The organism is Amycolatopsis sp. NPDC041971 (genome assembly GCF_055588925.1).
The window spans coordinates 411,022-422,721 of the sequence record NZ_JBVJCE010000002.1; the positions used below are offsets into that span (position 1 = coordinate 411,022).

An 11,700-nucleotide genomic window follows, 5' to 3' on the forward strand; every position below is an offset into this window, starting at 1 on the left:
GTAGGGGGGGGTCGTGTTTTGTCTTTTGCTTCCTTCCCTCCCCCCCCCCCCCCCCCCCCCCCCCCCCCCCCCCCCCCCCCCCCCCCCCCCCCCCCTGTACCGACAACGAGAAGCAGGGTTTCATGATCAACGTAAGCTACGTGGAATTGAGTGGGAACCTGCGTGTTCGGTTTCGCGGGTGACGTAGCACATGTTGTGAACCTGGTCGGGAAGGAGCTTGGTTCGACGAGCCATCGGGAACAGTCTTTACGGGCCCGGCCGGTCCGGAAGTTCCGAATGGTGTTTACCTGAACTGTGTCGAGGTCATTTGCGCGGTCGGCGAGGTGCACCTGAAATATCGGCTCACGCCATCCACGTCCGTTTGTGGGATAAACCGAGTCCGATCGTCGGGGTATTCCAAGCAGATCCCCGCCGATGATCTTCGCGAGTGCCGGGCCGTCCGGGCATGGCGTCAGGCCGCAGTTGTTCGAGGCTTCCGGCGGACTGGGCAGGTCCCGCGGTAAGTCACTATCCGAACGGAGCCGTGAAGGCATCTGTAGTTGCCAGGATCTGGTCGCGCCAGCCTGCGCCTCGCAACTTCTCTCGAATTCTCTCTGGAGACGGTGAACTTTGGTTCGGGGACGGGCTCAGGGGCGTGCACGCTGACAACCGCTTGGTATGTGGTCGACGTCTCAACGGATAGTTCTAGATACCGACCGGTTGGTATGTCAGGCTGATGGCGGTATCGAAGGTCGATCCGTACTGGTCAGGAGAGTTTCGTGCCGAGCATGCGCAGCACCAGCTCGCTGTACTCCTGGCCCAGCTTCTTGGGGGTCTGGCGGGCTCGTTCGCTGTACCAGCGTGAGACGTCGACGCCGAGCGAGAGCACGGCCCTGGCGGCGGTGTGCGGGTCGCCGACGGTGAACACACCCGCCCGCGCGCCTTCGGTGATGACCTCGCGAACGACCTGCTCGATGCGGCGGCGCAGTTTCGCGACGATTTCGAACTCCTCGTCCGGCAGCGCGTGCAGTTCGTACTGCACCACGCGGGCGACGGTGTGCCTGCGCGCGTGCCAGGCCACGAAGTCCTCGACCAGCAGCCGGATCCGCTCGACCGGGTCGGTTTCCCGCGCCACGACGCTCTCGACCAGCGAGAGTGTCTGCTCGTGGCCGTACTTCGAGATCGCGAACAGCAGCGCGGCCTTGGACGGGAAGTGCACGTACAGCGCCGCGGGGCTCATCCCCGCCGCGGAGGCGATGTCCCGGGTGGTCGTCGCGTGATAGCCACGCCGCGCGAAGGATTCGACCCCGGCCAGCATCAGCCGTCGTGCCGTCTCCGGCTGGACGTCGGGCCACAACTCGGCCGACAGCGACATGGTCATCCGCAGATCCTCCCAGACGCTCGTTCCGGATGGCGGGCTTGACACCGTCTCCGGACCTTTCCATTGTAAGTGAGCGCTCGCTTAGTGATTGCGTCGCCAGCGAACACAGAGGAGATCGAAGAGTGAACTCGTTCAAGGATCGCGTCGCGATCGTCACCGGCGCCAGCCGGGGTATCGGCCTCGGGATCGCCAAGGACCTGGTCGAGCGCGGCGCGAAGGTGTGCATCACCGCGCGCAAACCGGAGCCGCTGGCCGAGGTGGTGGCCGAACTGGGCGGTGAGGCGGTCGCCATCGCCGTTCCCGGCAAGGCCGACGACACCGCGCACCAGGACGAGGCCGTCGCCAAGACCATTGAGACCTTCGGACGGCTGGACATGCTGGTGAACAACACCGGCATCAACCCGGTGTTCGGTCCCACGCTGGACATCGACCCCGAGGCCGCCGCGAAGATCTTCGCCGTCAACGTGCTCGCGCCGCTTTCGTGGACCCGCCGGGCGCGGGACGCGTGGATGGGGGAGCACGGTGGCGCGGTGGTGAACGTCGCGTCCGTCGCCGGGCTCGGCGCGTCGCCCGGGATCGGCATGTACGGCGTCAGCAAGGCCGCGCTGATCCGGCTCACCAAGGAACTCGGCTTCGAGCTGGGCCCGAAGATCCGCGTGAACGCCGTCGCGCCCGCCGTGGTCAAGACCAAGTTCGCGACGGCGCTGTACGAAGGTCGCGAAGAAGAGGTCTCGGAGTCGTACCCGATGAAGCGTCTCGGTGTCCCGGCGGACATCGCGAGCGCCGTGTCGTTCCTGCTTTCGGAGGAGGCGGGCTGGATCACCGGGCAGACGGTGGTCCTCGACGGCGGTGTCACGCTGGCGGGTGGCCTGTGACCGCGTCGTTCACCGGATCCGCTGTCGTCGTCACCGGTGGGGGCGGCGGCATCGGAGCGGTCCTCGCCCGCCGGTTCGCGGCCGAGGGGGCCAGGGTCGTCGTCGGCGACCTGAACGGAGACGCCGCGGCCGAAGTCGCGAAGGAGATCGGCGGGACCGCCGTCGCCGGTGACGCCGCGAGCGAAGCGGGTGTCGCGTCGCTGATCGAGACCGCGCGCGAAACCCTGGGCGAGGTCGACGTCTTCTGCGCCAACGCCGGGATCGCGCCGATGGGTGGCGTGGACGCGCCCGAGGAGGACTGGGCGCGGATCTGGGACGTCAACGTCATGGCGCACGTGCGCGCGGCGCGGCTGCTGCTGCCGCCGTGGCTCGAACGCGGCCGCGGGCACTTCATCGCGACGGTGTCGGCCGCCGGATTGCTGACCAGCCTCGGTTCGGCGTCCTACTCCGTGACCAAACACGGCGCGCTCGCCTTCGCCGAATGGCTTTCGGCGACCTACCGGCACCGCGGGCTCACCGTGCAGGCCATCTGCCCGCAGGGCGTGCGGACGGCGATGCTGGAGAACACCGGCCCCGCGGGCGAGCTGCTGATGGGTGCCTCGGCGATCCAGCCGGAGCAGGTCGCGGACGCGTTGTTCGAGGCCATCGCCGCCGACCGGTTCCTGGTGCTGCCGCATCCCGAGGTCGCGGACTACTACGCCGCGCGGGCCACGCAGACCGACCGCTGGCTCGGCGGGATGAACAAGCTGCAACGCAAGGTGGAGCAGATCACGGGCGAATGATCTTCCCGGCGCCCTTCGGCCCTTCATGTACTCGACACCCAAGACGGTTGATCTTCGCCGGGGGATCGGCCACTGTGGGTGGGGGTCTTGCTCGCGGTAAGGAAAACTCAATGAGTAAACGCTTCGTGGTCCGTGGGTTCGTGCTCGCCGCAGCAGTGGCGGGGTCGGTACTCACCGCGGGATCGGCGATGGCGAGCACCGCGGAACCGTGCGCGGCCGGGACGTCGGGTGACGTCGCGGCGGCTTCCTGTACGCCGTACCGCAAGGTGAGTGAGGGCTGGAGCAGCAAAACCTCCTGCAACCGCGCCGGCAACGAAGGCGCGCAGGCGGGCCGCTGGAACGGCTGGAACTGCAACCAGGCGCTGCGCGGCTGGGAACTGTGGGTGCGCACCTGCACCGCGCTGGCCGCCGAGAAGGACGCGGTGACCACGCGCGAAACCGTCTGATCCGGTGCGGGCCGCCCCGGTCGTGAGGCCGGGGCGGCTTAACCCCTTTGGTAAGGCGGGAAGACGGGGGCGCGGCGTTCGTTCCAGCTGGCCAGGCCCTCGGGAAGTTCCGGGTGGCCGAAGGAATCGAGCATCAGGGCGGTGGCTTCGCGGGCGGAGTCTTCCAGCGAGAGTCCGGCTTCCCGCAGGACCTGCCGCTTCATGAGTGCCATGGAGCGCGGCGCGCTGTAGGTCGCGAGTTCGTTCGCGTAGGCCTTCGCCCGGGCCGGAAGTTCTTCCGCGGGCACGACCTCGTGTACCAGGCCGTATTCGTGCGCCTGTTCGGCGGTGAAGGTCCGGCCGGAGAGCAGCAGGTCGAGTGCCCGGCCACGGCCGACGAGTTCGGGCAGCAGTTTCGCCACACCGTATTCGGCGATGAGGCCGCGCCGGGCGAAGGCGGTGGTGAATTTCGCGCCCGCGGCGGCGAACCGGACGTCGGCGGCGCAGGCGATCACGAAGCCGAGCCCGGCGCAGCCGCCGTTGACGGCCGCGATCACCGGCACGTCCGCATACGCGGCGGCCAAGACGTTGCGAAAGCCCTCGTGCTCCGGCGCGGCCGTGCCGCCGGCCGAGATGCCCTCCAGGAGCCCCAGGTCCGCGCCGGGGCAGAAGGAGCGTCCGCCGCCGGTGACGACGACGGCGCGGATTCCGGGGTCGGCCGACGCCTTGCCCAGCAGATCGCCGTAGCGAACCTGCATCGCCTGATCCATCGCGTTGCCGCGCTCCGGTTTGTCGAAGGTGATCGTGGCGACGGCGCCGTCCACGACGTACCGGACGGAATCCGAACTGTCCATTTCGGACGGTGAAAGCTGATCGGTCACGTCGACCTCCTTGCGTCATCGTCATACTAAGCGGGTGCTTAGAGGCTCGTCGAGACTTTGTCAGGGAGGAACCTGCGTGAGCTCCTGCGAAGCGAGGTCTCTTAGGTACCTGCGGCGCCTCTTTGCCTCATGCCGGGTGAAGTACCTGAAGGCCTCCTTCATGTACCTAGGCGCAAGGAAGGGGTCCTTCATGTACTGGGGAAGGGGCCCCGTTCCCGCGTCCTCGACAAACCGGCCGGTATGCTGAGTGTTCGCACCAGAAGGAGCCGGCCATGACACGAGCGACCACCCGGAAGGCCGAGGCGGGCGGCGAAGACCAGGCCGCCGTGCCGCGCCGTCTGCTGTCGCATGCCACGAAGCTCTTCGCCAAGAAGGGATTCGACCGGACCTCCGTGCAGGAGATCGTCGAGGCTGCCGGGGTCACCAAGGGCGCGATGTACCACTACTTCGGCTCCAAGGACGACCTCCTTTACGAGATCTACGCCCGGGTGCTGCGCGCGCAGACCGAGCAACTGGAAAAGGTGGCCTCGAGCGAGGCGCCGCTGCGGGAGCGGCTCCGCTCCGCGGGGTCCGACGTCGTCGTCAGCACGATCGACAACCTCGACGACAACACGATCTTCATGCAGTCCATGCACCAGCTCAGCGTGGAGAAGCAGAAGGCGGTCCGTGCCGAACGCCGCAAGTACCACGAGCGGTTCCGCACGCTGATCGAGGAGGGCCAGGAGTCCGGCGAGTTCCGCGCGGACAAACCGGCCGACGTGATCGTCGACTTCTTTTTCGGCTCGGTGCACCACCTCGGTTCGTGGTACCGGCGTGGCGGCGCGCTGTCGGCCCGCCAGATCGGTGACCATTTCGCCGATCTCCTGCTGGCCGCGCTACGACCCGAGTAGCGCTCAGCCCGGCTGGGCGGGCACGAGCCGTTCGGCGAACCATTCGCGGCGGCGTTCGAGCACCGTCCCCACTTCCCATCCGGAGGTGAAGGTGAGCAACCCCGTCGCCACGTCGTCGGCGGCTTCGGGTGGCCAGCCTTGGGCGGCCAGGCTCGACCGCAACGCTTCGGCGTAGTCGGAATAGGTGAAGCCCGGCAGTTCCGCGACGAGTGCCGTCGTCGTCCCGAGGTGCGAGTTCAGCCCGTCGAAGGACCGTCCGCAACCGCATTCGGAATCCGCCGACTCTTCACCGTCGTCGCAGTACGGGGCGATCCAGATCAGCTCGCCCTCGACGCAGTGGTTGAAGTCGTTCTCCCGCGCGCCCTGGGTCTTCGAGGTGGCCACGAGCAGTTTCATGTTGACTCCCTGTTCGCTCTGATGTTCGAACAGGGTTGTACCGGCGGGGTCCGACACTTTCCGGGCCGACCCCGCCGGGGGAGATCAGGCGGGCAGGTCGATCAGCGGCGCGAGGGCCGCGCGATGCCGCCCAGGAGTGCCTAGAGCGATCTCGTCGCTCTTCGCGCGCTTCAGGTACAGGTGCGCGGGATGCTCCCAGGTCATGCCGATCCCGCCGTGCAGCTGGATCGCCTCTTCGGTGGCGTGGACGGCGATGGGGGAGTTGCGAGCCTGCGCCACCGCGACGGCGATCGCGATGTCGTCACCGGAAGCCAGGCAGTCGGCGGCGTAACGCGCGGTCGCCCTGGCGTTGACCAGATCCGTGTACAGATTCGCCAGCCGGTGTTTCAGCGACTGGAAGGAACCGACCTGACGGCCGAATTGGTAGCGCTCCTTGAGATAGCGCACCGTTTCGGTCAAGGCCCATTCGGCGATCCCGAGTTGTTCCGAGGCGAGCAATCCCGCCGCTGTCACGAGCGCGGTGTCCAAAGCGGACACTGCGGCCGAAGAAGCGGCGACGCGCTTCGCGGTCACGTTTTCCAAGGTGACGTCGGCGATGCGCCGGGTGAGATCCAGGGAAATCGCCTCGGTGACCGTCACTCCCGCCGACGCCACGTCGACCGTGTACAGACCAGGACCGTCGGGTCCCGTTGCCGGCACGACGATCAGCTCGGCCACCGAAGCGTCGGCGACGCTCCGGACCTGACCGCTGAGCGTGCCGTCCGCGGCCGCGGTGACCGTCGAGGGGAACTCGGCGCCGGGCGCTGTCGACAGCGGAACGGCCAGCGTGCCGATGAGCGTGCCCGCGGCCAGCTTCCCGAGCCTTTCCGCCACTTCCGCCTGCGACGTGTCGGTCGCCAACAAGGCCGACGTCGCCAGGACAGCGCTGCCGAGATAGGGGACGGGGGCGACGCTGCGCCCGAGTTCCTCCATGACGACGGCGACTTCCCGCGCCGAAGCGCCGTGCCCGCCCAGTGCCTCCGGGACGGCGAGGCCCGCCGCGCCGAGGCCGGCCGCGAGCGTGCGCCACAACTTCAGGTCGTACGGTTCCCCCGACTCGGTTCTGGCGATCAGGGCCGCCGGTTCCGCGCGGTCGGAGAACAGGTCGCGGACGCTGGCGCGAAGGTCCTCTTCGACCTCGGAATACAGCAGGTCGGTCATCGGGGCAGGTCCTTCCAGGCGACGTCCTTGTCGATCCGCGGCTCGGACGGCAGCCCCAGCACGCGCTCGGCGATGATGTTGCGCAGGACCTCCGAGGTGCCGCCCTCGATGGAGTTCCCCTTCGCGCGCAGATAGCGGTATCCGGCTTCGCGGCCGAGGAAGTTCACGCCGTCGGGACGCCGCATCGTCCAGTCGTCGTAACGCAGGCCTTCTTCGCCGAGCAGTTCGATCTCCAGCCCGGACGCGGCCTGGTTGAGTTCGGAGAACGCGACCTTGACCGCGGAACCCTCCGGCCCCGGCGCGCCCGCGGCGAGTTGCTGCCGCAGCCGCGAACTGACCAGGCGCAGACTTTCGCCCTCCACCCACAGCTTCAGCAGCCTGTCATGCAGTTCGGAGGTGCGCAGTTCCGGGCGCTCCCGCCAGGTTTCCGTGACGACGCCGACCATGCCGCCGTCACGCGGGAATTCGGTCCCGCCGATCGCGACCCTTTCGTTCATCAGTGTGGTCTGCGCGACCTTCCAGCCCTCGCCCACCGCGCCGAGGCGGTGCGCGTCGGAAATGCGGACCTCGCTGAGGAAGACCTCGTTGAACTCGGCCTCCCCGGTGATCTGGCGCAGCGGCCTGACCTCCACACCCGGCGCGGTCATGTCGCACAGGAAATACGTCATGCCGCGGTGCTTCGGCACGTCGGGATCGGTGCGGGTGACCAGGATGGCCCACTGCGATTTGTGCGCGCCCGACGTCCAGACCTTCTGTCCGGTGACCACCCAGTCGTCGCCGTCGCGGACCGCGCGGGTGCCCAGGGCGGCGAGGTCGGACCCGGCGCCCGGCTCGCTGAACAGCTGGCACCACACCTCACGTTCGGTCCACAGTGGACGCAGGAAGCGCTGGTGCTGTTCCGGGGTGCCGAAGGCGAGAATGGTCGGCGCGGCCATGCCGAGGCCGATCCCGATCCGCCGCTTGTCGTTGTCCGGCGCGCCCGCCGCCGCGAGCTCTTTGTCCACAACGGACTGGAGGGAACGGGGCGCACCGAGACCGCCCAGCCCCTCGGGGAAGTGGATCCACGCCAGTCCGGCGTCGAACCGCGCGTCGAGGAAGTCCTGCCGGGGCGTGCTTTCCGGCGGAAAGGCGGCCAGCAACTCGGCCACGCGCCGCTTGAGGTCCTCCACAGTGGTCACTTCGATGCCTCCCCGCGGTACTTCTTCAGTTCACGGTGCGCCAGCGAGCGCTTGTGCACCTCGTCCGGGCCATCGGCGAGCCGCAGCGTCCGCACCTGCGCCCACATCTCGGCGACCGGGAAGTCCTGGCTGACCCCGCCCGCGCCGAACAGCTGCACGGCCTTGTCGAGGATCCACTCGACGGTGATCGGCGTGGAGATCTTGATCGCCTGGATCTCGGTGTGCGCGCCCTGGTTGCCGACGGTGTCCATCAGCCACGCGGTCTTGAGCACCAGCAGCCGCTGCTGCTCGATCTTGACCCGCGCCTCGGCGATCCAGTCCTGCACCACGCCTTGTTCGGCGATCGGCTTGCCGAAGGTCTCGCGCGAAAGCGCCCGGCGGCACATCAGCTCGAGTGCGCGTTCGGCCATGCCGATGGCGCGCATGCAGTGGTGGATCCGGCCGGGACCGAGACGGGCCTGTGCGATGGCGAACCCGTCGCCCTCACCGGCGATGAGGTTCTCCGCCGGCACGCGGACGTCCTCGAAGACCACTTCGGCGTGCCCGCCGTGATCGCCGTCGGTGTAGCCGAACACGTGCATACCGCGTTTCACGGTCATGCCGGGGGTGTCGCGGGGGACCAGGATCATGCTCTGCTGCTTGTGCGGCGGACCGTCCGGATCGGTCTTGCCCATCACGATGAAGACCTTGCAGTTCGGGTTCATCGCGCCGGAGATGTACCACTTACGGCCATTGACGACGTACTCGTCGCCGTCCCGCCGGATGCTGGTGGCGATGTTGCGCGCGTCGGAGGAGGCGACGTCGGGTTCGGTCATCGCGAACGCGGACCGGATCTCGCCCGCCAGCAACGGCTCGAGCCACTGCTTCTTCTGCTGCTCGGTGCCGAACATGGTGAGGACTTCCATGTTCCCGGTGTCCGGCGCCGCGCAGTTCAGCGCGGTCGGCGCGAGCCGGAGACTGCGGCCGGTGATCTCGGCCAGCGGCGCGTACTGGAGGTTCGTCAGCCCGGCGCCCTGGTCGCCGGGGAGGAAGAAGTTCCACAGTCCGCGTTTGCGCGCCTCGGCCTTGAGTTCCTCGACGATCGGCGGCTGCGACCATTCGCTGTCGCGCTCGGCCAGCTGCTGTTCGAAGACGGCCTCGGCCGGGTAGATGTGCGAATCCATGAACTCGAGGAGCTTTCCCCGCAGTTCCTCGGTTTTCGCGTCGAAGGCGAAGTCCATCCTTTATCCCTCTTCCTTGAGAGTCTCATTGCCGTGCGCGATCAACGGGACGACGCCCGCGCCGATGCCGTCGAAGCCGGCGCCGACGGTCTGGCCCTTGCTGTAGCGGAGGTGGATGCCTTCCAGGATCACCGCGAGTTTGAAGAACGCGAAGCCCACGTACCAGTTGAGCCGCGACACGTCACGGCCCGAACGTTCGGCGTAGCGCGCGATGACCTCGTCGTTGCGTGGGTAGCCAGGCGCGGAACTGGCGTTCGACACGAACTGCAAGGACACCTTGTCGCGTTCGGCGTAGGCCACCAGCAGCGCGAGGTCGGTCAGCGGGTCACCGAGGGTGGACATCTCCCAGTCCAGCACCGCGGTGATCCGGTCGTCGGCGTTCACCAGCACGTTGTCCAGCCGGTAATCCCCGTGGACGATCGACGGCTTGCCCGAAACCGGTACCGAACCCGCCAACCGGTCGTGCAGTTCGTCGACGCCGGGGAGAGCACGGCTGCGGTTGCCGTCGAGCTGTTTCTTCCAGCGCCGCAACTGGCGTTCGAGGAATCCTTCCGGGCGGCCGAAATCGCCAAGGCCCACCGACTCCGGATCGACGGCGTGCAACTCGACCAGGGTGTCGACCAGTTCGTCCGCGATCGCCTTCGTCCTGGCGGGGCCCAGCGCGGCCAGTTCGGTGTCCGAGCGGAAAGGCGTGCCTTCCACGAACTCCATCACGTAGAACCGCGCGCCGATGACGTCGGTGTCCTCGCACAGCAGCACGGTTCCGGGCACCGGGACGGCCGTGCCGTGCAGGCCGGTGATCACCCGGAACTCGCGGCCCATGTCGTGCGCGGTCGGCAGGACATGGCCCAGCGGCGGGCGGCGCACCACCCAGCGGGACCGGCCGTCGCTCACGAGGTAGGTGAGGTTGGACCGGCCCCCCGCCACGACCTGGCCGCTCAGGTCGCCCTGGACGAGCCCTGGCCGGTGCTCGTCCAGATGGGCCCTGAGCCTGGCCAGGTCGAGGCCCGGCAGGTCGGACTGGTTCATGGTGCCTCCAGCGTCTCGCTTTCCGGTGACAGTACCGACCAGTCGGTATGTCAGGTAGGGGTGGCCCGGCGAGGTGCCGGAGGTCACCTTCTCAGACGATCAGCCGGACGACCATCTCCGCGACGCACGCCGGCTTGGGCTCGCCGTCGATCTCGATCGTCCACCGGACGACGGCCTGCTTGCCGCCGGAGACGTCGGTGACCTCGACCAGTTCGGCGCCCGCCCGGATCTTCGCGCCCACCTTGACCGGCTGGGGGAACCGGACCTTGTTCAACCCGTAGTTGATGCCCATCTTGAGCCCGTTGACCCGGTAGAGCTTCCCGACGAAACCCGAAATGAGCGAAAGCGTCAGGAAACCGTGGGCGATCGGGGCGCCGAACGGCCCTTCGGCCGCCTTCTCGACGTCGACGTGGATCCACTGGTGGTCGTCGGTGGCGTCGGCGAACAGGTTCACCCGGTCCTGGGTGAGCGTCAGCCAGTCGCTGTAGCCGAAGTGCTCGCCGACGGCGTTCTCGAATTCCTGGAGGGAGGCGAATTCGCGCATGGCTCAGTCCTTCGGTCCGCCGGCGACGTAGATGACCTGGCCGGAGATGAATCCGGCGCCGTCGCTCACCAGGAACGACGCGAGGTTGGCGATGTCCTCGGGGGTGCCGACGCGCTGCACCGGGATCTGCGACGCGGCCGCCGCCTTGAAGTCCTCGAAGGACATGCCGATCCGCTCGGCGGTCGCCGCGGTCATGTCGGTGGCGATGAAGCCGGGGGCGATGGCGTTCGCCGTGACGTTGAACTTGCCCAGTTCGATCGCGAGGGTCTTGGTGAAGCCCTGCATGCCCGCCTTGGCCGCGGAGTAGTTGACCTGGCCACGGTTGCCCAGCGCCGAGGTGCTGGACAGGTTGACGATGCGGCCCCACTTCTCCTGCGTCTGGTACTTCTGCACCTCGCGGGTCATCAGGAACGAGCCCTTCAGGTGCACGCCCAGCACCGAGTCCCAGTCCTGTTCGGTCATCTTGAACAGCAGGTTGTCGCGGGTGATGCCGGCGTTGTTGATCAGCACGGTCGGCGCGCCCAGTTCCTCGGCCACCCGGGTCACCGCGGCTTCGACCTGTGCGGCGTCGTTGACGTCCAGGGCGACACCGATGGCCTTGCCGCCCTCGGCGACGATCGCTTCGGCCCCCTGTTTGACGCCCGCCTCGTCGAGGTCCAGCAGGCCGACGGCGAACCCGTCGGAAGCGAGCCGCTTGGCCACGGCAGCGCCGATGCCGCGGCCGGCGCCGGTGACGATCGCTACACGGGAGGGGTGTTCGGTCACGGGTGACTCCTCGTCGTCGAGTGGAAGTGACGTCGAGTCTGCCGTACTGAGCGGTCGGTTTGTAGAGATGCGGGGCCAGGAGTTTCGCTGTGATCGTAATCACGACGGGTGGCCTCAGGGCCCGAACGGATACTCCCGGCCGCCTGATCGTCCCG

Annotated in this window: 13 protein-coding genes; 4 read left to right on the top strand and 9 right to left on the bottom strand. The window is 68.0% G+C overall.

The features are described 5' to 3' along the window. Positions 1 to 745: 745 nt before the first annotated feature. Complete coding sequence (locus ACZ6DT_RS06955) at positions 746 to 1,360, bottom strand: TetR/AcrR family transcriptional regulator (protein ID WP_396561082.1); 615 nt, start codon at positions 1,358 to 1,360, stop codon at positions 746 to 748. Between the two features lie 122 nt (positions 1,361 to 1,482). On the opposite strand from ACZ6DT_RS06955, the gene ACZ6DT_RS06960 reads away from it, so the two are divergent. From ACZ6DT_RS06960 to ACZ6DT_RS06970, 3 genes are all read left to right on the top strand, one after another. Further along, a complete protein-coding gene (locus ACZ6DT_RS06960) occupies positions 1,483 to 2,235 on the top strand; it encodes an SDR family oxidoreductase (protein WP_465589845.1) in 753 nt (250 codons plus the stop codon). After that, positions 2,232 to 3,017: an SDR family oxidoreductase gene (locus ACZ6DT_RS06965; RefSeq protein ID WP_465589848.1), complete on the top strand. Its 786-nt coding sequence runs from the start codon at positions 2,232 to 2,234 to the stop codon at positions 3,015 to 3,017. Before ACZ6DT_RS06960 ends, ACZ6DT_RS06965 begins: the two co-directional genes overlap by 4 nt. A 110-nt stretch (positions 3,018 to 3,127) precedes the next feature. Continuing rightward, positions 3,128 to 3,463 carry a hypothetical protein gene (locus ACZ6DT_RS06970; RefSeq protein WP_465589851.1) on the top strand — a complete coding sequence of 112 codons (336 nt, stop codon included), beginning with the start codon at positions 3,128 to 3,130 and terminating at the stop codon, positions 3,461 to 3,463. A gap of 38 nt (positions 3,464 to 3,501) precedes the next feature. On the opposite strand, the gene ACZ6DT_RS06975 is transcribed toward ACZ6DT_RS06970, so the two are convergent. After that, positions 3,502 to 4,296, bottom strand: coding sequence for an enoyl-CoA hydratase-related protein (locus ACZ6DT_RS06975; protein ID WP_465590566.1), 795 nt, complete (start codon positions 4,294 to 4,296; stop codon positions 3,502 to 3,504). A gap of 299 nt (positions 4,297 to 4,595) precedes the next feature. On the opposite strand from ACZ6DT_RS06975, the gene ACZ6DT_RS06980 reads away from it, so the two are divergent. After that, complete coding sequence (locus ACZ6DT_RS06980; RefSeq protein WP_396561062.1) at positions 4,596 to 5,213, top strand: TetR/AcrR family transcriptional regulator; 618 nt, start codon at positions 4,596 to 4,598, stop codon at positions 5,211 to 5,213. A 3-nt stretch (positions 5,214 to 5,216) separates the two neighbouring features. Here ACZ6DT_RS06980 and ACZ6DT_RS06985 read toward each other — a convergent pair whose 3' ends face one another. The 7 genes from ACZ6DT_RS06985 to fabG all read right to left on the bottom strand — a co-directional run bounded on the left by ACZ6DT_RS06985 (position 5,217) and on the right by fabG (position 11,545). Next, complete coding sequence (locus ACZ6DT_RS06985; RefSeq protein ID WP_465589855.1) at positions 5,217 to 5,609, bottom strand: DUF7715 family protein; 393 nt, start codon at positions 5,607 to 5,609, stop codon at positions 5,217 to 5,219. 84 nt (positions 5,610 to 5,693) lie between these two features. Next, a complete protein-coding gene (locus tag ACZ6DT_RS06990) occupies positions 5,694 to 6,809 on the bottom strand; it encodes an acyl-CoA dehydrogenase family protein (RefSeq protein WP_465589857.1) in 1,116 nt (371 codons plus the stop codon). Beyond that, complete coding sequence (locus tag ACZ6DT_RS06995) at positions 6,806 to 7,987, bottom strand: acyl-CoA dehydrogenase family protein (protein ID WP_465589860.1); 1,182 nt, start codon at positions 7,985 to 7,987, stop codon at positions 6,806 to 6,808. Before ACZ6DT_RS06995 ends, ACZ6DT_RS06990 begins: the two co-directional genes overlap by 4 nt. Then, a complete protein-coding gene (locus ACZ6DT_RS07000) occupies positions 7,984 to 9,207 on the bottom strand; it encodes an acyl-CoA dehydrogenase family protein (protein ID WP_465589863.1) in 1,224 nt (407 codons plus the stop codon). Before ACZ6DT_RS07000 ends, ACZ6DT_RS06995 begins: the two co-directional genes overlap by 4 nt. Before the next feature lie 3 nt (positions 9,208 to 9,210). Further along, on the bottom strand, positions 9,211 to 10,236 hold the full coding sequence (locus ACZ6DT_RS07005) for a phosphotransferase family protein (RefSeq protein WP_465589866.1): 1,026 nt from the start codon (positions 10,234 to 10,236) through the stop codon (positions 9,211 to 9,213). A 91-nt stretch (positions 10,237 to 10,327) separates the two neighbouring features. Continuing rightward, positions 10,328 to 10,780, bottom strand: coding sequence for a MaoC family dehydratase (locus ACZ6DT_RS07010; RefSeq protein WP_465589869.1), 453 nt, complete (start codon positions 10,778 to 10,780; stop codon positions 10,328 to 10,330). A gap of 3 nt (positions 10,781 to 10,783) precedes the next feature. Further along, positions 10,784 to 11,545, bottom strand: coding sequence for a 3-oxoacyl-ACP reductase FabG (gene fabG / locus ACZ6DT_RS07015; RefSeq protein WP_465589871.1), 762 nt, complete (start codon positions 11,543 to 11,545; stop codon positions 10,784 to 10,786). Positions 11,546 to 11,700 lie beyond the last annotated feature (155 nt).